We start from the raw sequence: 22,374 nt of genomic DNA on the forward strand, positions 1-22,374 counted from the left end.
TATGAACACTGATAGCGACCGTCTCGCGAAGCCACAGCCTACGGAGTCGAATGCGGAGCTCCTGCGAGCAGAGCAGCTCATCCTGGGTATCCCCGACTACCCGGCCCCTGGGATCATCTTCCGCGACATCATGCCGCTGCTCGCGGACGGCCCCGCGCTCCGCGCAACCGTCGACGCGCTCATCGCGCCGTTCCTCGGCACCTTCGACGTGATCGCGGGTCTCGAGGCCCGCGGCTTCCTGCTGGCGAGCGCCGCGGCGTACTCGACGGGGGTCGGGCTCCTGCCGATCCGCAAGGCTGGCAAGCTTCCCAGGCCGGCAGCTTCGGTCGGCTACGAGCTCGAGTACGGCGTCGCCGAGGTCGAGGCGCACAACGATGTTCCCGCCGGCAGCCGCGTGCTGCTCATCGACGACGTGCTCGCAACTGGCGGCACGCTCGAGGCGGCGCGCGAGCTGCTCGAGTTGCTCGGCTACACGGTTTCGGGCACCGCGGTGCTATTCGAGATCGACGGCATGGGTGGCAGGGCCGTCGTGGCGGATCCCCACCTCCACACGGTATTCACCAGCGGCGAGTGAACGCGCGCCGGCAGTCATCTCGCGGCCGGCGTGCCGCCGCGATCTTCGATGTGGCGGGGACCGATCCCGAGCAACTCCGCTCGGGCAGAATTCCCGACCCGCAGCCGGAGCACACGCCGCTGTTTCGGTGGCTCGCTCGCGTACTCGCCACGATCGAGGCGTTTCTGCGCGCCCGCGGCGGCAAGAGTCTGCGCAGGGGGATCCGCCTGTTTTGGGGCGCGATTGCCGCCATCGGTATCTTGCTCCTCGTCGGGCCGGTGCTCAACAAGCCGATGGACTTCGATGACGTCCTCGCCTCAGCGGATGTCGACGATGTCGACTGGGTGGCGCGCGACGCGCAGTTCGACTACGAGGTGAATCGGGAAGCCGACGGCACGTTTTCGACGCGCGTCACTGAGAAGTTCAACGCGAACTTCATCAACGGTCCCGAACAGCAGGTGCTGCGCACGCTCGTGACCGAGATCAACGGTAACAACGCGGAGTTTGAGCTGCTCGATGCGACGGTCGACGGTGAGCCGGCGAAGGTGACCGTGACGCCGCGGCCGACGACGACGGACATTGTGCTCAAAGCCCCGGGCGGCGAACGGCTCGAGGGCGAGCGCGAGATTGCGCTGAGCTACGAGCTGCACCACCTCGCCCGCCCGGCGAGCGACACAGCGACCGGGGACGCGATCGATGAGTGGGTGTGGCCAATCTTCGCCCCCAGCTGGACCCAGGCGACGAAGGGGCTTGACGTCTCCGTGACGCTGCCGCGCGAACTCGACGACGCGCTCGTGCGCGGCCCGCACGCGACGGTCGGCTGGCTGCTCGTATCCGGGAACGTGTGGCTCACGCCAGACGCAGAGACGCCAGAGTCGGTGCGCTACGCCTTCGAGAACGACGACTCGCTACCGCCGAACGCCGACGTATGGGTCGAGTTCTCCTTCGCGGAGGGCACATTCGCGCAACCGCCGAAGACGCTGCTCTTCTGGGTGCAAACGTGGGGCCCGCTGCTGCCGCTCGCCGCCCTCGGCGTACTCATGCTCTTCGCGCTCGCGGCCCGGTGGATCGTGTGGGCAGACACCGCAGGCGAGCCATGGTTTACGGCGCGCGAGGATCCGCCTGATGGGCTGAGCCCGCTGCTCGCCGCCGAACTGCTCGGCAAGACACGGCACGCCGACCTTGTCGCTGCGTTCGAGGCCAGGCCAACGCCTGCGCGCAAACCGAGCCCCACCGCCCGCGCATCACAGCTCGTGTGGTTGCGCGCCCTCGCGCGCGCTGGCCGGCGCGCTGGCCGGCTCGGCAACCTCCCAACGGTCGCGCGCTGGCGTTCCCGTTGGGGCAACACGGGCGGTGCCGTCACCGAGGGGTTCCGCTGGGTGCCAGACAGCTATGTCAGGGACACGTTTCTGCTCGCGCCGGTGGCCGTGACGCTGCTGCAGTGGGGCCTGCTCAGGCAACTCTCGCACCAGGTGATCCTGCTTGTCGTGTGGTGGCCGTTCGTCTTCGTCGCCGCGGCGACGGTGATTGCTGCCGTGACGTTGTGGGCGGTCGCCCGCCCGCGCCCGCTCACCCGCAAGGGGGCGCTCGCGCAGCAACAGCTGCGCGGCGTCGACGTGTTCGCGAGTGCGACACGGCTTGTTGATCGCGGCCCCGTTGGCGACCCGCTGCTCCCGTACGCTGTGCTCTTCGAGTCGCCAAGGCGCGCCGGGAACGCGGTCACCGAGCACGCGACGCGTGAGGCTGGTGAGCCAGGCCTTGCCGCCGGTTGGCGGGGCGAGCACTTCCTCTCCGTGCCGTCGCTGCTGTCGGCGCTCGCGGCGATCGCGCTGTTCGCCGGCTCGATCGTGCTCGTGAGCACGCAGCCAGCGCCGTACGGGAGCGACGAGTTCCTTACCTGGCCGTCGTCTGAGTCGCGCGGCGCCACCTGGTCGCAGACGGAGGGGTTCAGCATCGAAGCCGAGCTCACGCGCGACCCTTCCGGCGCGGCGAAGCTCGCGGTGACCGAGCACATCCAGGCGGGTTTCTCCCAGGGCGGGGCCTCGGTGCCGCAGTTCGAACGGGAGTGGCCGCGTGCGCGACAGGGGCAGGATCTCGGCCTCGAAGTCGAGGCCGTGCTCGTCGACGGCGCATCCGTGCCCTTCAGCACTACCGACGGCGCATCAACGACGAAGGTCACAACGAAGCTGAGCGAGGTGCTCGACGGCACCTTCCCCGTTGAGGTGCGCTACGCGCTGGCGAGCCCGGTGGTCGAGGTCCGTGACGGCGCTGATGCCGCCCAGCAGCTGCGCTGGACGGCGATGCACTGGTTCTGGGACGACACGTTCTACACGGACCTGTCGAGGCCGTTCGGCGGCTCCGAAAGCGTGCGGCCCATCCGGGTGCAACTGACGGTCTCCCCCGAGCTTGTCGACCTGGTGAAATCCGGCGGCTGGATCGACTCCGGAGACGCGGCGAAGATCCCGTACGAAAGCGGCACGGGGCAGAGCGACTGGGCCGCGAAACAGGATGTCTACGACGACAACGGCCGTACCGAGATCATCGTCGGCGCCGAGGAACGGATGGCAGACGGAGCGCTGCGCGCCACGCTTGACGTCGACGCTGTGCTGTCGCGGCCGGCACCTGAGTATGGCGCGCCCGCCGAAGAGGCAGAGGACTTCGCGGTGAACGAGGAACTCAACGCTGGCATCGGGGAGCATGAGATCGGACTTGGCGGCGACCTCGGGGCGGTACTGAACTTCGCCGACGGCACCTTCACGAACGTGACCCCGGGCGCGGCAGACGACTACCGCGTGGCTCGTGCGGCGCCGCTTTCGCTGCTCACCGGCTTCACGGCGCTCATCATCGTCGGGGCGGGGGCCATGTTCGTCACGGCGCTCCGCGGCAGGCGAACGCTGGGATTGTCGCGCGTGCTCGTCTCGTTCGGCACGCTTTCGCTGCTCGCTGTCGCCCAGTCGATCGTGTTCTGGTGGATCATCGGGCCGATGCCAGGAAGCTCCGGCGTGATCACCGTGATGATCGTGCTCGCCGTGCTGATGTGGGTCGCGCTGGTGGCGCAGTGGATCGCGACCGTTCGCGGCGATACGGAGCCCGTACGCGGCGGGCCGCCTCCGCGCAAGGGCAACAGCTAACAGTCGCCAAAAAGCGACCCGTTGTGTGAGGTGTTGTACATTTTCACCTCAAATGAGCGAGACTGGTCGTGTGAGCGACAGTTTCTTTGCAGCCAGAGACCACCTCCTTCGCCTGAGCGGTGAGCCGGAACGCGCGCGTTCCGAGTTTCGCTGGCCCGACGTCGGAGACCACTTCAACTGGGCCCATGATGTCTTTGACCGCATCGCAGCGGACAACGACACGACTGCGCTCTGGATAGCGGAGGAAACGGGGAACGAACACAAACGCAGCTTCCGCGAGCTCAAGCGGCGCTCGGACCAGGTCGCGAACTGGCTGCGCGGTATTGGGGCGAAGCGCGGCGATATCGCGATGCTCATGCTCGGCAACCACGTCGAACTGTGGGAGATCATGCTCGCGGCGATGAAGCTCGGCGTCGTGATCCTCCCAACGTCGGTCGTACTCGGGCCGCAGGAGCTTGTTGACCGTGTCGAGCGCGGCAACGTGCGGTGGGTCTTCGCTGGCCCGGAGGACGCGGTGAAGTTCGCCGGCATCCCCGGCGACTTCCGCGGCGTCGGTGTGCGCCTAGACGAGGGCACCATGGATCAGCGTGCCGCGCTGTACGACTGGGCACGCTTCGAGGAGTCGCGCTCCGCATCCGTCGCGCCCGTTGAGAAGGAGACGTCGAGCGGTGACCCGGCCCTGTTGTACTTCACTTCGGGCACGACAAAGCTGCCAAAGATCGCGGTGCACTCGCACACGAGCTACCCGCTCGGGCACTTCACCACGATGTCGTGGCTCGGTGTGCGTCCTGGCGATGTGCACTCGGTGATCAGCGCTCCCGGCTGGGCGAAGCACGCCTGGTCGAGCTTCTTCGGCCCGTGGAACGTTGGGGCGACCGTCTATGTCGCGAATTACGCGAAGTTCAAGGCCGAGCGCATCATCGCGGAGCTCGATCGCGTCGGCGTAACGAGTTTCTGTGCGCCGCCGACGGTGTGGCGCATGCTCATCCAGAGCGAGCTCGGCGCGAAACCCTCGGCGCTGCGCGAGATCGTCTCTGCCGGTGAACCCCTGAACCCCGAGGTGATCTCCCGCATTGAGGATGCTTGGGGGCTCGTGCTCCGCGACGGTTACGGCCAGACGGAGACGACTGCGACGATTGGCAACATGCCAGGTGAGCCCGTGGTTCCCGGCGCGATGGGCAGGCCGCTGCCAGGGGTCGACATCGTGTTGATCGATCCGATGACCGGTGAAGAGGGCGACGAGGGCGAGGCGTGCCTCAGGCTCGCGCCGGAGGACGGCGGCACGGGCGCCGCGCGACCCGTGAACCTCATGACCGGCTACTACGGCAACCCTGAAGCAACGGCCGAGGCGATGACCGGCGGTTTCTACCACACCGGCGACGTCGCCCACCGTGACGAAAACGGCTCACTCACCTTCGTTGGGCGCACCGACGACATTTTCAAGGCGAGCGACTTCAAGGTGTCGCCGTTCGAGGTTGAGAGCGTGCTGCTCGAGCATGACTTCGTGGCCGAGGCCGCTGTGGTCGGGTGCCCTGACGACACGCGCCTCAACGTGACGAAGGCGTACGTCTCCCTGCCGCAGCATGTTGCCGCCTCTGAGGAGACAGCGCGCGAAATCCTCGTCCACGCGCGCAAGGCACTTCCGGCCTACATGCGCGTGCGCAGGGTCGAGTTCTTTGAGCTGCCGAAGACGACCTCGGGCAAGATTCGCCGCGTGGAACTGCGCACCCGCGAGGAGGCCGCACACTCGGCCGGTGAGCGCATCACCTCCGAATGGCGTGAGGAAGACTTCCCCGACCTCAAGGACGCCTAGCTGCCAGCGGCGAGCTCGACGTAGCAGCGCTCGATCCGCTCGCGCCACCAGGCCTCGCGGCCAGGTGATGCGCGGAAGCGGTCGAGCGCCGCGGCGTCGAGTGTCGCGCGCCGCACAGGCAGTTCTCCGCCCTCGGGCACGAGTGGGCGGTCGACGACATCGCCCGTGAGAAGCGCGACGGTGCCGAGACCGCAGGCGCCAGCGAGCATCCCGTCTGGGAGTGCGGCTGCGAGGTGGAGGCCCATCGAGATCCCCACGGAGGTGTCGAGCGCACTCGACACGATTACGGGTAGCTGCGCCTCGGTGATGATCCGCAGGGCCGGCGCGATCCCCCCGAGCGGTTGCGCCTTCACCACCAAGAGGTCAGCGGCTCCCGCTCGGGCAACGGCGAGCGGATCCTCGGACTTACGCACGCTCTCATCCGCGGCGATCCGCATGCGGATGCCAGCCCGGGCAAGAAGCGTGCGGAGTTCGGCAAGTTCCGGCACGGTGGCACACGGCTGTTCTGCGTAGTCGAGGTCGAACGTAGCGAGCTCGCTCAGCGCCGCGAAGGCCTCGGTGACTGACCAGCCGCCGTTCGCGTCGACCCGAACGAACGCGTCGTCGCCGAGCGCCTCGCGGGTCGCGCGCACCCGCGCGATGTCGTCGGCGAGGGTCTGGCCGCGCTCAGCAACCTTCACCTTCGCCGTGCGGCAGCCGGGAAACCGTGCGAGCACCCCTGGCACTTCGGCCGCCGACACCGCTGGCACGGTCGCGTTCACGGCGATCGTGTCGCGCAGGCCGGGCGGCACCTCGCCCCACCCGAACTCGATTGCGGCGGCGAGCCAGCGTGCGCTTTCGGTGTCGCCGTACTCCACGAACGGCGAGAACTCGCTCGCGCCGGCTGGCGCGGCGAAGATCACCGCCTCGCGTTCGGTGATGCCGCGGAACCTCGTGCGGGTGGGGATCGAGACAACGCGCGCGGTTCCGAGCAGCTCCGCAAGGGGTGGGGTGTCGGTGTTGCGCAGCGAGGGGGAGACCATGATCTGATTGTCTCACTTTGGTAAGGCTTGCCTAAAAAAGTGGCTCTGACCAGGGCAAAGGTGAGCCTAACCTTGCTTGCGGGGCCCGAAAAAGGGGAGCAAACTGAGGTCAACACCACCGAATTGGGGAAGGCGATCTCATGACACTCGAAGCGACACGCAGCGTCACCGCGCACCTGGGGGAGTCCACTGGCACACACGCTCAGCGCCCCGTCATGGAGCCAACGGGCGGCGAGCACGAGCCCCGCTCTGCCCGCATCGGGCAGAAGCTCAACTGGCTCAGGGCCGGTGTGCTCGGGGCGAATGACGGCATCGTTTCCGTCGCCGGTGTCGTTATCGGCGTCGCGGCCGCGACCCCTGGGAACACGGTCGCCGTCGCGACCGCCGGCGTCGCAGCGCTCGTTGCAGGCGCGTTCTCCATGGCAGGCGGCGAGTACGTCTCCGTGAGCACGCAGCGCGATACCGAGCGTGCGCTCATAGACCAGAAGCGGCGCTCGCTTGCCGAGCAGCCAGCGGTCGAGCTCCGCGGCCTCGCGGGCTTCTATCGCAGGCGGGGCGTGTCAGCTGCGCTCGCGACGCAGGTCGCCCAAGAGCTCAGCGCGCACGACGCGCTCGCTGCCCACGCCGAGGTTGAGCTCGGTATCGACCCTGACGAGTACACGAGCCCGTGGGCGGCGGCGATCTCGTCGTTCATCGCGTTCACCGTCGGCGGGTTGCTGCCGCTCATCATGATCCTGCTGCCGCTCGGCGAGGGCCGCGTGCTCGCGGCAGGCGGCGCCGTGCTCGTCGGGCTCGTGCTCACGGGCTGGATCTCGGCGGCACTCGGCGAGGCACCCCGCACGCGGGCCGTGCTCCGCAATGTGCTCATGGGCAGTGCGACGATGGTCGCGACCTACCTCATCGGGCTGCTGTTCGGCGTCGCCGTCGGATAGCTAGGCTGGGGGCATGACCAAGCAGGTTTCTGACATCTTTGATCCGAGCGTCTGGGAGGTAGCCCCTGGTGCTGAGGGCTACACCGACATCACCGCCCACCTGAGCCTCGACGGCCGCATCGCGCGCGTCGCGTTCGACCGCCCAGAGGTGCGCAACGCGTTCCGCCCCCACACCGTCGATGAGCTCTTCGACGCGCTCGACAGGGTGCGGGTGAACCCGAAGGTCGGCGTCGTGCTGCTCACTGGCAACGGGCCGAGCGCGAAAGACGGCGGCTGGGCGTTCTGCTCAGGCGGCGACCAGCGCATCCGTGGCCGCGACGGCTACAAGTACTCGGAGTCGGAGACGGCGGTCGGGCCGGAGGCGCTCGCGCGTGCGGGCCGCCTGCACATCCTCGAGGTGCAGCGGCTCATCCGCTTCATGCCGAAGGTCGTCATCGCGCTCGTTCCCGGCTGGGCCGCAGGCGGCGGGCACTCGCTCAACGTGGTCTGCGACCTGACGATCGCAAGCCGCGAGCACGCGAAGTTTAAGCAGACCGACGCCGACGTCGGCTCCTTCGACGCGGGCTACGGCAGCGCCTACTTCGCGAAGCAGGTCGGGCAGAAGAACGCGCGCGAGATCTTCTTCCTCGCCCGCGAATACGATGCCGAGCGCGCCCGCGAAATCGGCGCAGTGAACGAGGTCGTGCCGCACGCAGAACTCGAATCGACCGGTATCGAGTGGGCTCGCGAGATCCTCGGGAAGTCGCCGACAGCGATCCGCATGCTCAAGTACGCGATGAACGCCGTCGACGACGGTATCGTGGGGCAGCAGCTGTTCGCGGGCGAGACCACGCGCCTCGCATACGGCACCGACGAGGCCGTTGAGGGGCGCGACTCGTTCCTCGAGAAGCGCGATCCAGACTGGTCGCCGTTCCCGTACCACTACTGAGCGTGTGTCTCCTCCGCGGCCTCACGTGTCGCCGCGGAGGCGCCTCCCACGCGAACCGCGGTACCCTTGACGTGTGACCGCCTCCCACGTTCTGCGCGCCATTCCGGTTGAGGATCGCGCCTGGCTCATCGCCGCACTTGACGACGCACTCGCAGGTGGTGCGCCGATCCTCCCGCTCGCCGCGGGGCTCGCGCCTGACGACCAGGGGGTTGAGGCGACGAGGGCGCTCGAACTGCCGGCCGGCACAGCGGTGGTGGTTCGCACGTCAGGGTCGAGCGGAGTGCCGAAGGCTGTTGCGCTCTCCCGCGAAGCCCTCGTGGCGAGTGCTAAGGCGACCTCGGAGGCGCTGGGGGGTGACGGGCAGTGGCTCGTCGCGCTCCCAACCCACCTCATCTCCGGCCTACAGATGTTGGTGCGGAGTTCCGTCTCGGGGATCGATCCGGTGTTCGCGCCGACCGGTGCAGACGCGAGCGCGCTCATCGAAGCAGCGCGGCAGCTGGAACACGAGCGCCGATACGTTTCTCTCGTACCCGTTCAGCTGGCCAGGCTGCTCGATCTTGCCGAGCGCGACGCGGATGCCGCAGCCGAGCTCACACGCTTCGACGCTGTACTCGTCGGCGGGCAGGCTGTCTCGCTCGAATTGCGCCGCCGTGCGCACGCGCTTGGCGTGAGCCTCCGCCGCTCCTACGGGATGACTGAGACCGCTGGGGGCTGCGTGTATGACGGGGTGGAGACGGGCGACACGCGCGTGAGGATTCGCGGTGGCGAGGTGCAACTCGCTGGGCCCGTCCTCGCGCTGGGCTACCTCGGCGACCCCGAACAGACCGCTGACCGGTTCGTGGTCGACCATGGCCGCGACGGCGAACCGACCCGCTGGTACCGCACCGGCGACGCAGGCGAGCTCCTCGGCGGCATGCTCACCGTCACCGGCAGGCTCGACCGGGTGGTCATCTCGGGTGGCGTAAACGTTTCGCTCGATGAGATCGAGCGGGTCGCACGCGAGTATCCGGGCTGGGACAGCGCGGTTGCGCTCGCCACCGACCACCCGGAGTGGGGTTCGCGCCCCTGCCTCGTTGTCGAGACGACGCCCGGGGCCGTGAGCTTCGACGAAGTGCGCGACGGAATTCGTGCGCGTCTGGGCGCGGCGGCGACTCCGGCGTGGGCGACAGAAACAGAACGGCTCCCACGGCTTGCCGGGGGTAAACCAGATTTGGCTGCTGTCGCGGCGTGGATTGGCTCGCTGCGTGCGAGCTTTGCCCGGTTGAGCGACACGACACCTCCACCACACCAGCAGAGCGAAACAGGGGACACCGAGTGAGCACGAAGAACCCGAAGCGGTCAGGGAACCCGGCCAAGCGTGCCGTCGCGGACGAACTGCTCTCAGCGGGCGCAACCGCTCGCGTGACGTGGCGCGACTGGGTGTCCGGCGCGCGGCTCCGCACGCTGCCGCTGGCGATCGCGCCTGTCGCCGCCGGTGCGGGCATCGCCCACATGCTGCACGAGTTCTCGCTGACGCTGTCGCTGCTCGCGCTCGCGGTGGCACTGTTCTTGCAGATCGGGGTGAACTACGCGAACGACTACTCCGATGGCATTCGCGGCACCGACGCGTTCAGGGTTGGCCCAGCGCGGCTCACCGGTTCAGGGCGGGTGAACCCGAAGCGGGTATTCATCACTGCGATGGTGTTCTTCGGTCTCGCCGCCGTCGCTGGTCTTGTCGCGGTCATTCTGAGCGAGCGGTGGTGGTTCATCGCCGTCGGCGTGATCGCGATCGTCGCCGCGTGGTTCTACACCGGAGGCAAACGCCCGTATGGTTATGCGGGGCTCGGCGAAGTCGTCGTGTTTGTGTTCTTCGGCATGGTGGCGACGGTCGGAACCGTATGGTTGCAGACCGAGATCGCGAATCAGGAGATGTGGTTCGCCGGAGCCGGTATCGGGTTCTTCGCTGTCGCGGTGCTGCTCGTCAACAACCTGCGCGACATCCCAACCGATCGCGCGGCAGGGAAGCACACGCTTGCGGTGCGGATCGGGGAGCGGTGGACACGGGTGCTCTATGTCGTGTGCATGGTGCTGCCGTTCGGCGTTCCGCTTCTCTACGGCTGGGTGTACTCGGGCATGTTGCTTGTCTGGTTCGTGTTGGCCGCAGTCATCCCTGCGGTGATCATCACGTTGACCGCGCGCACGGCGCGCGAGCTCATCTTCGTGCTGCAGCTCACGAGTTTCGCAGCCCTCGGCTACGGCGTGCTGCTCGGAGCGGCATTCGCCTTCTGACCGCGGTCGCTGCAGAGCAGCAGCGCGCCAGCTAGCAGCGCTGCGCCGCAGAGCCACGCCGCGAGCGCGCCGGCTCCAGCGAGGATAACGAGCACGCCAGCGGCGGCGACAAGCGCGGCGGCCGCTGCGCGCAACGGCGTCGGCCTGGTGACAATGCGCACGCGCGCGAGTGCTCTGCGCTCAAGCCGCCCAGCCACGACCACGGTCACAGCGACGACACCCGCGACGCCGACGAACCACGCTGGCCGCGACAGCCACCATGCGTCGCTGAGCGGCAGCGGCAGCTGGCCGCCAAGCAGCTGCGTGGCTACGAGCACACCGCCGGCGAGGAGCACGGTCGCTGGCATGTGCCAGGAATAGATGGTCATTGCCCGCAGGTTGATGGCGTCGGCCGCGCGCCGCACAGCTGGGACATCGGCGAGCAGCGTCAGCCACGGTCGCAGCGCAGCGAACACGGCGTATTGCGCGACGCCGAGCAGCGCGAGCACAGCGGTCGGCGGGTTCAGCGCCTCGAAGAGGTTCGCAGGGGAAGCTCCGATCGCGATCCAGGTGGCGCCGCCGGCGAGCGCGACCACCGCGGTCCGCGCGCCGGGTGCAGCGCCGTCTGCGAGCCACAGCCCCAGCTGCTGCACGAACAGCCACACGAAGAGCAGGTTCGCGAACCCGATCGGCTCCACCCCTGTCACGAGACGGAGGCCGTCGACGGTGAGGATAGCCGCGCCGAGGGCGACAAGCGTTGCCCGTGGCGCGCGGTCGTGCATGGCAACCATCGCGGGGACCAGGGCCGAGCACAGCACGTACACGCCGAGGAACCACAGGGGTTGGCTGATGCGCCATCCAGCAGTCGCAACGATCGTCGGGTCGACGCCGAGCAGCGCAAGCGCCGCAAGGATGGCTGCCGTAGCACCCGCCGCGAGCAGCGGAATGGGTAGGAGCCTCCCCATGCGTGACGCGACATAGCCCGCCGCAGTCACCCCACGCAGCCGCAACCGCTTGTAGTGGGTTGCCGCCGCGAAGCCACCCGCGATGAAAAAGAGCGGCATCATCTGCGCGAACCACGAAAAGCTTGTGAACCCGTCCCACGGTTCGAGCGCGTTCTCCAGCACGGGCTCGCCGCCCTGCACGCTCACCCCCACCATGAGCGCGTGCACCACCACCACCGCGACGAGGCACGCCGCACGAATGAGGTCGACGGCGGCGTCCCTGCCGCCGCCCGCGCCGGGTGGGGTGCGGCCGTGCGACGACGCACGTGGGGCGGGGGGAGTGCTGATGAGCGACATAGGTTCCTTCCGATGAGAGCCCAAGCCTCTCGCCAAGGTGTGCGCGGCGGCGTCACCTTGTGGAGCGAATCGACCCCCCTACCCGAGGACTAGCTTGGTGCCGCCCGCTTCACTGTCAGGGCAGGGGCCGGCGGGAAATGCCAGCACCGGCCAAGAAAATTCCTCTTGCCAACCCTCTGCGGAAACGGATAGGGTGAATTCTTGGAATCCCTACGACCCGGAAAGGAGCAGCTCATGATTGTCAGAATCGCATTTACAGCAGCTGCTCTTCCGGGCAGCCCGCTGACCGGACACTAGATCCAGGCCGTCTCCGGCCGTCTTCTCCCCAGCATCCGCGCGGCTCGCGCACTTCTCTCGTCTTTCTTAGGGACCATGTCTTCTTCATCTTCTTCTGCACAGCTGTCTCTTCCTCGCGCGCTCGCTCGGCTCATCCCGTTCGCGAAGCCGGCGAAGTGGTGGATCTTTGCGGGGCTCCTCGTGGCCCTCCTCGGCTCGGTTGCGAGTCTCATCATCCCGATCGTGCTCCAGTGGGTCGTTGACGGCCCGCTCCTCACGGGCGACCGCACCGCGATCGTGTGGGGCGTCGCCGCCGTGCTGGGGCTCGGCGTCGCAGAGGCGCTGTTCATCTTCCTGCGCCGCCGCTTCGTGCTCCGCCCCATGACCGAGGTCGAGTTCACGATCAGGCAGACGTTCTACGAGCGCCTGCAGCGCCTCCCCGTCGCGTTCCACGACCGGTGGCAGTCGGGCCAGCTCCTCAGCCGCATGATGCAGGACATTGGGCTGATCCGCCGCTGGCTCACGTTCGGCCTCATCATGCTCGTCGTGAACGTGCTCACGATGCTCATCGGTATCGGCCTACTGTTCCGCTGGCACTGGGCGCTCGGAACCGTCTTCTTCATCTGCTCCCTGCCGATCTGGATCGTTGGCTACCGCTTCGAGCAGAAGTACGGCGCGCTTTCGCGCAAGAGCCAGGACCAGTCGGGCGACCTCGCGACGGCCGTTGAGGAGAGCGTGCACGGCATCCGCGTGCTCAAGGCCTTCGGCCGCGGCGGGCACTCCCTCGACCAGTTCCGCAAGCAGGCCGAGTCGCTGCGCGGCACCGAGATGCACAAGGCCCGCGAGGTTGGCCTCATCTGGTTCTGGTACGACCTCGTGCCGTTCCTCGCGCTCGGCGCGTGCCTGTTCACCGGCATCGTGCTCGCCTCCATGGGCCAGCTCACCGTTGGTGAGCTCTTCGGCTTCTTCGCGCTCGCGGCCGCTGTTCGCTGGCCGATGAACTCGCTCGGCTTCCTGTTCTCCTTCCTCATCGACGCCCGCACCGCGACCGACCGCGTGTTCGAGGTGTTCGACGCGGAGATCACGATCGCCGACCCCGAGCATCCGCGCACGGTCGAGCAGCCCCGTGGCGAGCTCGCGTTCCGCGATGTCCACTTCCGCTTCGCCGACGCGCGCGACCACGAGCGCGACCTCGTCGACGGCCTCGACCTCGTGCTCAGGCCAGGGGAGACCATGGCACTCGTCGGCGCGACGGGCTCGGGCAAGACGACCCTCACCGCGCTCCCGACAAGGCTCTACGACGTCACCGCAGGCGCGGTCGAGCTCGACGGGGTCGACGTGCGCGACCTCACGCTCGAGGAGCTCCGCGGGCGCATCGGCGTCGCGTTTGAGGATCCGATCCTCTTCTCGGCGAGCGTGCGCGAGAACGTGCTGCTCGGCCGCGAGGACCTCGACCCCGAGGGGCCAGAGGCCGATCGCGTGCTCCGCGAGGCGCTCGACGTCGCGCAGGCTGGCTTCGTCTTCGACCTTCCCAACGGCATCGACACCGAGGTCGGCGAGGAGGGCATGAGCCTGTCCGGCGGCCAGCGGCAGCGGCTCGCGCTCGCGCGCGTCGTCGCAGCTGGGCCTGACGTCCTCGTGCTCGACGACCCGCTCTCAGCGCTCGATGTCGACACGGAGGCGCTTGTCGAAGCGGCGCTCAGGCGCGTGCTCGCGACGACGACCGCACTCATCGTCGCCCACCGGCCTTCGACCGTCTCGATGGCGGATCGCGTGGCAGTGATGGAGCGCGGCCGCGTCACCGCGGTCGGCACGCACAGCGAGCTGCTCCGCACGAGCGACCACTACCGCTACCTCATTTCCTCGCTTGAGGCGGGTGAGGAAGCTCCCGCAGTGGACGCAGCCGTTGCAGAACCAGTGGCAGGCGACGCGTCACCCCCGCACGATGACACGCCCATGTCCGAACCAGACGACACGACCGGCTCAGCCGGCTCAACCGGCACCGAGGAGGTGGCACGATGAGCCCCGAAACTGTCCGCGGCACCCGCGGCGAAGACCGTAGCAACTACACGCGCGAGGAGAGCCGTGCCATCAGGCAGCGCTCGCTCAGGCTGCTCGGCTCGCTGCTCAGCCCGCTCCGTGCGCTGATTATTCTCACCGCGGGCGTCGTGATCCTCTCGGCGGTGTTCCGCGCGGTCGGGCCGACACTCATCGCTTTCGGCATCGACGAGGCGCTGCCGCGCGCGGTCGAGGACGGCGACTGGGGGCCGACGATCGGGATCTCTCTCGCCTACCTCGCGATTGGCGGCGGTGGCGCGGCCCTCGTCGGCTGGTACGTCGTGCTCATCGCGAAGCTCACCCAGGCCGTGATGATCGAGCTGCGCACGCGCATCTTCCGGCACACGCAGCGCCTGAGCCTCGAGTTCCACGAGGGCTACACGTCTGGCCGCATCATCTCGCGGCAGACGAGCGACCTTGAGTCGATCCAGGAGCTGCTCTCGGGCAGCCTCTCGGAGCTCATCGACGCCGTGCTGCTCGGAACGTTCACGCTCATCGCGCTATTCCTCATCGACTGGCGCAGCGGCGTGCTGCTCGTCTGCATGGGCATCCCGCTGACGCTGCTCATGTGGTGGTTCGTCATCGAGTCGCAGAAGGGCTTCCGCGCGACCCGCACGGTGAGCGCGCGGCTCATCGTGCAGTTCGTCGAAACGATGACCGGCATTCGTGCGGTGCAGGCGTTCCGCCGCGAGAAGCGCAATGACAAGACGTTCGCGAAGGTGTCTGACGACTACCGGCGCGCGAACCTGCGCGTCGTGAACCTCTTCGGCGTGCTCGATCCCGGCCTCGTGCTGCTCGGCAACATCACGGTCGCACTCGTGCTGCTTTGGGGTGCCTTCCGCGTCACGGACAACGCGCTCGCGGTCGGCGCGCTGCTGGCCGCCGTGCTCTACGTGCGCAACTTCTTCGGCCCGCTCGAAGAGGTCGCGATGTTCCTCAACTCGTACCAGTCGGCGGTCGCGGCCCTCGAGAAGGTCTCGGGTGTGCTCGAGGAGGAGCCAACGGTGCAGGATCCCGAGCACCCCGTCGCCCTACCAGTAGCGCGCGGCGCGTTGCGCTTCGACGACGTGAGCTTCCGCTACGGCGGCGCTGACGACCCGAGGGTGGTGCTCGACGACTGCAACCTCGCGATCCCGTCTGGGCAGACGATCGCGCTCGTCGGCACGACCGGTGCCGGCAAGTCGACGCTCGCGAAGCTCGTCGCCCGGTTCTACGACCCGACGGAGGGCAGGCTCACGCTCGACGGCATCGACCTGCGCGAGCTCGACCCCGCCGACATGCGACGCGCGATCGTCATGGTGACGCAGGAGGCGTACCTCTTCAGTGGCACCGTCGCGGAGAACATCGCGCTCGGCAAGCCCGACGCGACGCCCGAGCAGATCCGCGCGGCTGCCATCGCCGTCGGCGCAGACGAGTTCATCTCGGCGCTGCCAGACGGATACGACACCGATGTGAACAAGCGCGGCGGCCGCGTGTCAGCCGGGCAGCGGCAGCTCGTTTCCTTCGCGCGCGCGTTCCTCGCTGATCCCGCCGTGCTCATCCTTGATGAGGCGACAGCTTCGCTCGACCTCCCGAGCGAGCGGCTCGTGCAGGACGCGCTGCAGACGCTCCTCGCTGACCGCACGGCGATCATCATCGCGCACAGACTGTCGACGGTCGCGATTGCAGATCGCGTGCTCGTCATGGAGCACGGGCGCGTAGTCGAGGACGGGTCGCCTGGCGAGCTCATCGCCCTTGGCGGGCGCTTCGCGGGGCTCCACGCGGCCTGGGAGGACTCGCTGGCGTAGAGTGGGACCGTGCGAAAACGGTGGGCTGGGGCGTTGCGTGCCCTCGTAACGAGCACGCAGCCCCGCCTGCCGTGGCGCAGGATCGCGCTCGCCGCTCTCGGCACTGGCGGCGCGGTCGCGCTCCTCGGGGCGCTCGGCACGTCGATGGACCTCACGCTGCTGTTTCTCGGCTTCGCACCGAGCTGCCTGCTCGTGTTCGCACTGCCGGAGGCCCCGGTGTCGCAGCCGACCGCGGTGGTCGGCGGCCACCTGGTGTCCGCAGCGGTAGGGCTCGGGATTGGGGCGATCCCACACACCGGCTGGTGGGACGGGGAGCTCGCATCTGCGCTCGCCGGTGCGCTGGCCGCGGCCCTCTCGGTCGTCGCGATGCTCGCGCTTCGGGTGCTGCACCCGCCGGCGGTCGCGAACGCGGTCGTCGTTTGCGTCACCGGGGCTGGCTGGAGCTACCTGTTGGCGCCCGTTCTCGTGAGTTCGATCATCATCGTGGGTGCGGCTATGCTCTGGCATCGCTTCACCGGCGGAACCTACCCGCACCGCTCGGCGATCCGCTAGCGGTTGTCGCCGTCCGCGCCGGTGGTGACGCCTGGATCGTCGCGATCAACGGCCGCGCGCCGCGAGCGTGCGCGTAGCCATGCCGCGAGTGAGGCTGCGAGCCCGAGCGCCGCGAGCGTGCCCGCCGCGATGAGCCAGGGGGCGGAGTTTTCACCGCCTGCCGCAGCCACGTCTCGGTTTCCGCCACGCGAGGCACTGTCGCCGTCGCTGCTGCGTGTGTCGGTATCCGCGCGGGGGGCCTCGCCGCTCGCGCGCGGTGGGTTGTGAGCTGGGGGACGAGTATCACCGGGCGAGTTCTCGCCGGAGCTGCCTGGCCGCGCTTGCGCAGCTGGGTCTTCTCCTGGCTGGTTCTGCTTCGCGGTTGGCGGGGGAGAGACGGTGGGCGCTCCCGCATCTGAGGGCGTCTCCGGCGACTCAGGAGCGATCGCGGCCTCCACGGTGACTGCGCAGCCTGGGAGCGTGCTCGTCTGCGGCTGCCCCGCCGTCCAGGTGTCCGTCTCGGCCGACAGGACTCCCGCGGTGCGCGTGGCGTTCATCTCGTCAAACAGCGAGACATCCCCGTCCACGTCGTCGGGTATCGTCACCGTGAAGTCGAGAACGCCGGCTGAGTCGGCAGCGCGCTCGGAGGCCGAGGCGTGCTCGCTCGGCCGAGTCTGCACGCCGTTGCCGTCACTGCGGGCGTCTACGTCGTGCAGCCACACGATCTTGGGGCCCGTGAGGGTTGCGCTCTCCCACGGCGCAGCGGGGAGCCGCAGGTAGTTGTCGATCCGCTGCCCATCGCCGCCCAACCCGGTGGCGGCTACGCCCTGCGACGACGAAATATCCGAGGCGGTAACGTGCGCGCCGAGCCGCACGGTGTTCGCGCTGAGGCGCAAGTCTGGGTCTAGGGGGAGAGCCAGGTACGCGTCGCCCGCTTCGGCAACCTCCGCTTGCATCGTGAGGTCGGTGATGGCGACCCTGAAACTCCGGCCAGCCATCCAGTCGACCTGCACGTGCCTGTCGCCAGTGTGATCCCAGTAGGAGCAGACGGTGTTGGGGTGTTCCGCGCTTGCGGGTGATGCCCCAAGCGTGAGCACACCGCCGGTGATCGTGGCAGCGAGGGCGGCGGCCACTGCAGCAGCTGTGCGCACGGTTCCCCCTTTGCCTTGCGAGTTGCCCACGCTACCGCACGGGCCAGAGGCCCGTCGAGAGCTGGCACTTCTTCTCACGGGACGCACAGCAAAAGCAAAGAGCCCCACTCCGAGGAGTGGGGCTCTTTAGTTACCTGTCTATGGCGGAGACGGGGGGATTTGAACCCCCGGTTCCCTTTAACAAGAACCCTTCATTAGCAGTGTCGGGGTATCGCTGACTTCGGCTTGATCATGCGGTTCATGCTGTGCGTATGAGGCCTGGAAAGCACAACTATGCCGATTGTGGGCACCTCGCGGGCACTCCCCGAAACCCATCTCGTCACCAAGCAGAGGTACTAAGGGTTATGAAGCCTGCGCCGATTCGTAGTTCAAGGTTGGCAGCACAACGCTGCCACTCTATAGCCTGAGGAGGGCCGTCATGATGTCGAATGAAGTGTACGGATACATGTTCGTAGACCACGCTGAAACTACCCCTGAGTTACAGGCGGAGAAGTTAGGGACCGCAACGTTGTTCTGCGACTACGGAACCCCGAACGAACAGGCCAGGCCCGCGTTGAACGATGTACTCACTCAAGTCATACACGCGATGTGATCTATGTCGAAAGGACCTCCAGGGCAGCAATAACCTTGACGGAGTTTTACGGACTCGTGATACTTCTCTCATTGCGGGGTACCGGGTTTGAAACGGTTGCGGTAGCTTTCATGTTTAGTCCCGCCTTGGACACCTCATCGCAGGCACTCGAAGGTGCGACGTTCGATGATTGTGGATTGAATCAATGCATGGCAGCGCTCGAGCAGACTCCACAAGTAGCAAAAGTACATCCTGCTGAGTGACGCCGTTCTGAGCCACGGAGGAGTACTACCGCACGGGTTGTTGAGTCATGCGCGGTCAGCCCTATTGAACTGTTTCAGGCAGTACAAGGGGATCGGGCGTACTTCACTTCCCGAAAACTTGGGGAGAAGCCTACGGACTCAACGTTTCCCCCAAGCCATTGGAAGAACCAATCAAGCGCAACACTCTCAACCCCTGGTGTCAGGCTTTGTCCAGGAGTCGTGCGCGAGAGGGTATTGTCTGCACGAGCAAAGCTTCCACCCCCTCCAGCAGCGCCGTTGCGGCTTCGTGGAGTTCTGTGTCGCTTTGTTGTCGCCGGTCACGGATCAGGTAGGGCAGACGCATCCCAGGCCTCGCGACATCTGTGGGGTTGGGGCGCTGAAAGGTGATGAGCCACAGTAGGCAGACCTGGGTCTTCCACATTCACGGTCTTTACATTCGCCGGGCGTAAGTGCGGCACGCAATGGGGACATCAGCTTTGCCTTCTTGTTAAGAGGCGACCGGAAGTCGGATTTCAACCGCCTTCGGGAGCTGCCAGGTTCTTGGGTAGTAAGAAAGTTGCTCAGGCCCACGCCTTTCAGGAGTGGTGAGGCGCTCTCTGCGATGGTGGCTTGTGGGACGATCTATGCAATTAGAGACTCGCAGGGAGATCTTGGATCCAGGCGGAGCAGAGCATTGCATCAATGACTGCCTGATGGGGGCCCGCCGGGGTCTCGAGATGTGATGTGCGCATATCCTCCAAGTGATTCTCGCGTGCACGAATCGAGGTCGTGCTGAGGAAATATCGATGTGCTTGGGCGACCATTCTCGAGATTTCAGAAGACCAGCGTCTCGACAGCTTTGCATCCTTGAAAGTGTCTGAGACTCGTTTGGCGAGTGCTGTGTCACCAACGAAATCTGCTGGAACGAAGAATCTGAGTCCCGGAGGATTGAATGAGCCATCCCAGATTATCTCGGCTGTGAGCCATTTGCTGCTTCCGATATCATCAAAATAGGGGTGAAACTTGTTTTTCGCGCCACGCAGATTCCAATTGCACGCTCCGCACGAAGGAACCAGATTCGCCGGGAAGACCGCAAGCAATGGATACTTGGATTTTTCCTTGTAGTGGTCGGCCTGCTCAGCCGCTCGTTCACCGCAGTAAGAACAGAGCTTGGGCAATCCTTGATCGTCATTGATAACCTCATCGTAGAATTCCCGTCCATTTTTGCCCCGCAAATGCTCGTTGTACAAAGCAGTCATCTCTCCGTTGGCGAGCGCGACTGGGGTTTTTACAGACGTTGCGTAAGTGAACTGTCCTTGTCCGCAGTGTAGACGATACTCCTTCTCCGCCTCGTGAAGCGCGCGCAGCAGAGGTGTTAGCTGCACTACCCTCGTCTTTCTGTGTGAGTAGAGGAGGTCAAACACCTTGGCATTGCGATGCAACGGAGCCGGATAGTTGAGCATTGAAGACTTAGGCCTCTTCATCAGGATGATTAGCGGCGATGAGTGAGCGCAATACTGAGCGCCCCATGACCCCGAGATGTCCTCCCAGCTCTTCTAAGGCCTCATCAAAGCTCTCGAACCGTGACGCCAGCTCATTTAGCGTCTTGTAAAAGCCGCTTTCTGATACTTCCAAGCCGAATACATCGTACGTCAAGGCACCCGTGTCTTCGCCAAATGTTTCAATGCTTGGAGCAGAAGCCTGCAACCCCTTTCGCCCACGGAGGAGCTTCTTGACGTTGGTTCGCGGAACCTCCTGGAGCACAACGGGAGAGTGCGTCGCCACAATCGCGACAGCATTTTTCTTGATAAGTAGCTCGTTCAAACTTCTCATTAGCGATCCCAGGAGAGGGGGGTGTAGGTGGGCCTCGGGCTCGTCGAGGACCACAAGGCTCCGTTCGGCAAGCGTCGCCGCAATGTATGTAATGGTCAGAAGAACTACCTTGTGCCCGTCACTCAGCCGATGAAACGCAGTTGAGAGTGCCTCGCGGGGTATTTGGTTCTCTTCGCTTTCACTGACGTCGTCTAGTATGGCGTCGAGCTCGCGGAGGATTCTCAGTCTCCGGAACACTGGGTCACTCTCTAAGGCGGCGAGTGCTTCCTTCCAAAGCTGAACTCGCTGTCGCTCGATGACCAATAGGAAGGACCGTATAAAGGAGTCGACCGGTGCTTCGTGCTCAGAGTTCTCAACGAGTTGGCTTTTGCTCTGGCCCATACCAATAACAGGTGGGCGAATGAGTTGCCCATCGGGGGTCGATTGTTTGATTCCGCTCAGACCGACCTTGCTGTAAGAAATCCCGCTCTCAAACTTCCAGTCTTTGTCTGCGTCAAAGTGATCGAACGCGCTCCAGGAAACATAGAGAACTCCAGCCAGTACGTCCTCGGACTTCCCATCTCCATCGAAGACTTGGAGGCTTTGCTGCGGGTCGCTTTTGTCTCCTGTGGCAAGCAATCTCGTGATATTGCGAAGTAACGTAGTCTTTCCGACCCCGTTCCTGCCGATAACGGTGTGAAGATTGGTGCGGGGCTTCAAGTCCGGATCTACTAGGAACTCTGTTGCGAATTCATTCTGATTGTATTTAATCCTGTAGAAGCTGGCACCCCCCTCGTTATGCAGAATTCGTCTGTACTCTCCTTGGACCGAGGAAAGCGAGACTGCTCGGAGAAGAGATCGGCGCACCGCCGACTTGGTTCTATTCGCGACCAGTCGAGAGGGGTCGAAAACTGCGTCCCTAAGTGCTTGGCAGAACTCGGTGCGTTCGTGCTCCGGGAGTCCCGCTAAAGCCTCATAGTAATTGTCTGTCTGTCCGAGCGAGACGAGTGCACTTGGGAGCGCCTTCGCGGAATAATCACCTTTCAAGGGGTGAGTCAAATCTGTTTGCGGCTTTCCGGTTGGATCTTGTATCTTGACATGGCCAAGCTTCACTTCCCGACCGTCGAGTGCAAAATACTGGGCGATGTAGAGGTTCTTGAAGTCCCACCAGTCGTTCCATTCGACAGGCATAAGTACCAAGAGTCCGAGGGTACCTTTCGGGTTGCTCAGGTCTTTTCGTACTTGAATTCGCATGAAACCGCTCCCCGTTGCTGCACTGTTCACTGGCTTAGGCCTAGCCTAGTCCTCGGCTATAGAATCTGTTTCTCTAGCCGGTTGACTGCGCTCTGCAAGCTCACTGCCCTGCGGAAGTCGAGCTGGGAGTTTCATTAAAATGGTGTGTCAACGTCCCTTTCGTCAACGATTAGACCCAAATCATTGATGTTGTTTGCCTCGGCGACCTCCGAAATTAACTCGGCATTTGCGGGAAACCCTGGTTGATCCTTGAGGAAGCGGAGTATTCGGTGTGCTAATCCCTCCCCGCTACTCTGTCCTTTGGGGCGGTACTCAGCATTGGCGACTTGATTATTATCTCGCGCAGCAACTGCAACTGCGGCGGTTTGCGCGGCGGTCAAATCTCTGCGGTGCTCGATGAAACCAAAGCGCTTGTTCGCCGCGTCGAAACTAGTTGCGCTCTGAAGCGAGAGGGCAAGAGACGTCGCGAAGCTTTCAGCAATTTCACTTTGGAGCGAAAGCCAGGTGACGAGGTTAGTTGCGACGTCGCTTGCCTTCCACTCGTCCGGAACATGCTGCGCTTGTCGTCTGCCGAAGAATCCATACGGTGATGCCGTCTGATACTTGAGAGTGTGTAAGGGGATGCTCCTGCCGCGCATCCAGCCTACTTCTTGATCGCAGAAGGTGCTGCTTTCAAACCCGGGCACCAAAAATATGACACCCGCATGGGTCGTTCGAAGTTCCTTTTCGATCCTGTCGACCCATTCCTCCCCAGGGTTGATATCA

The 22,374-nt window shown here is 65.4% G+C and carries 16 protein-coding genes; 10 read left to right on the forward strand and 6 right to left on the reverse strand.

Features of this window, described 5'->3' with window-relative positions; translation table 11 throughout:
* The first annotated feature begins 1 nt into the window (after nt 1).
* From SD72_RS13810 to SD72_RS13820, 3 genes are read left to right on the forward strand one after another with little or no spacing between them, the layout of a single operon-like run.
* Nucleotides 2-574, forward strand: coding sequence for an adenine phosphoribosyltransferase (locus tag SD72_RS13810; protein WP_042545045.1), 573 nt, complete (start codon nt 2-4; stop codon nt 572-574).
* Nucleotides 571-3,684 (forward strand): DUF2207 domain-containing protein, encoded by a 3,114-nt coding sequence (locus SD72_RS13815; protein ID WP_042545046.1) that lies wholly within the window; start codon nt 571-573, stop codon nt 3,682-3,684. The genes SD72_RS13810 and SD72_RS13815 overlap by 4 nt, the downstream gene beginning before the upstream one ends.
* A 52-nt stretch (nt 3,685-3,736) precedes the next feature.
* Nucleotides 3,737-5,497, forward strand: a complete 1,761-nt coding sequence (locus SD72_RS13820; RefSeq protein ID WP_042545047.1) for an AMP-binding protein — start codon at nt 3,737-3,739, stop codon at nt 5,495-5,497.
* Here SD72_RS13820 and SD72_RS13825 read toward each other — a convergent pair.
* Entirely contained in the window at nt 5,494-6,519 is a 1,026-nt protein-coding gene (locus tag SD72_RS13825; RefSeq protein WP_042545048.1) for an o-succinylbenzoate synthase, read from the reverse strand. The two genes, SD72_RS13820 and SD72_RS13825, sit on opposite strands and share 4 nt — an antisense overlap.
* 215 nt (nt 6,520-6,734) lie before the next feature.
* On the opposite strand from SD72_RS13825, the gene SD72_RS13830 reads away from it, so the two are divergent.
* The 4 genes from SD72_RS13830 to SD72_RS13845 all read left to right on the forward strand — a co-directional run bounded on the left by SD72_RS13830 (nt 6,735) and on the right by SD72_RS13845 (nt 10,647).
* Nucleotides 6,735-7,451, forward strand: coding sequence for a VIT1/CCC1 transporter family protein (locus SD72_RS13830; RefSeq protein ID WP_042545065.1), 717 nt, complete (start codon nt 6,735-6,737; stop codon nt 7,449-7,451).
* 13 nt (nt 7,452-7,464) lie between these two features.
* Nucleotides 7,465-8,379 (forward strand): 1,4-dihydroxy-2-naphthoyl-CoA synthase, encoded by a 915-nt coding sequence (locus SD72_RS13835; protein WP_042545049.1) that lies wholly within the window; start codon nt 7,465-7,467, stop codon nt 8,377-8,379.
* A gap of 73 nt (nt 8,380-8,452) precedes the next feature.
* Nucleotides 8,453-9,697: an AMP-binding protein gene (locus SD72_RS13840; RefSeq protein ID WP_232299792.1), complete on the forward strand. Its 1,245-nt coding sequence runs from the start codon at nt 8,453-8,455 to the stop codon at nt 9,695-9,697.
* Nucleotides 9,694-10,647: a 1,4-dihydroxy-2-naphthoate polyprenyltransferase gene (locus SD72_RS13845; RefSeq protein WP_042545050.1), complete on the forward strand. Its 954-nt coding sequence runs from the start codon at nt 9,694-9,696 to the stop codon at nt 10,645-10,647. The genes SD72_RS13840 and SD72_RS13845 overlap by 4 nt, the downstream gene beginning before the upstream one ends.
* Here the strand turns inward: SD72_RS13845 and SD72_RS13850 are convergent.
* On the reverse strand, nt 10,611-11,927 hold the full coding sequence (locus tag SD72_RS13850) for an acyltransferase family protein (RefSeq protein WP_052492711.1): 1,317 nt from the start codon (nt 11,925-11,927) through the stop codon (nt 10,611-10,613). The two genes, SD72_RS13845 and SD72_RS13850, sit on opposite strands and share 37 nt — an antisense overlap.
* A 372-nt stretch (nt 11,928-12,299) precedes the next feature.
* Between SD72_RS13850 and SD72_RS13855 the strand changes: the two genes are divergently transcribed.
* From SD72_RS13855 to SD72_RS13865, 3 genes are read left to right on the forward strand one after another with little or no spacing between them, the layout of a single operon-like run.
* A complete protein-coding gene (locus tag SD72_RS13855; protein WP_084767234.1) occupies nt 12,300-14,225 on the forward strand; it encodes an ABC transporter ATP-binding protein in 1,926 nt (641 codons plus the stop codon).
* Nucleotides 14,222-16,048, forward strand: coding sequence for an ABC transporter ATP-binding protein (locus SD72_RS13860; protein ID WP_042545051.1), 1,827 nt, complete (start codon nt 14,222-14,224; stop codon nt 16,046-16,048). The genes SD72_RS13855 and SD72_RS13860 overlap by 4 nt, the downstream gene beginning before the upstream one ends.
* 9 nt (nt 16,049-16,057) lie before the next feature.
* On the forward strand, nt 16,058-16,600 hold the full coding sequence (locus SD72_RS13865) for an HPP family protein (protein WP_157000600.1): 543 nt from the start codon (nt 16,058-16,060) through the stop codon (nt 16,598-16,600).
* Here the strand turns inward: SD72_RS13865 and SD72_RS13870 are convergent.
* From SD72_RS13870 to SD72_RS18045, 4 genes are all read right to left on the reverse strand, one after another.
* The gene (locus tag SD72_RS13870) at nt 16,597-17,730 is read right to left on the reverse strand and encodes a hypothetical protein (RefSeq protein ID WP_042545053.1); all 1,134 of its coding nucleotides are present in this window, start codon (nt 17,728-17,730) and stop codon (nt 16,597-16,599) included. The two genes, SD72_RS13865 and SD72_RS13870, sit on opposite strands and share 4 nt — an antisense overlap.
* A gap of 1,463 nt (nt 17,731-19,193) precedes the next feature.
* Nucleotides 19,194-19,928, reverse strand: coding sequence for a hypothetical protein (locus SD72_RS17800; protein WP_157000601.1), 735 nt, complete (start codon nt 19,926-19,928; stop codon nt 19,194-19,196).
* 85 nt (nt 19,929-20,013) lie between these two features.
* Nucleotides 20,014-21,609 carry an AAA family ATPase gene (locus SD72_RS13880; protein ID WP_042545055.1) on the reverse strand — a complete coding sequence of 532 codons (1,596 nt, stop codon included), beginning with the start codon at nt 21,607-21,609 and terminating at the stop codon, nt 20,014-20,016.
* A 134-nt stretch (nt 21,610-21,743) separates the two neighbouring features.
* On the reverse strand, nt 21,744-22,374 hold a 631-nt coding region (locus SD72_RS18045; protein WP_198141978.1), incomplete at its 5' end, for a hypothetical protein.

Origin of the sequence: Leucobacter komagatae, from assembly GCF_000834055.1 — a bacterium.
GTDB classification, from domain to species: domain Bacteria; phylum Actinomycetota; class Actinomycetes; order Actinomycetales; family Microbacteriaceae; genus Leucobacter; species Leucobacter komagatae_A.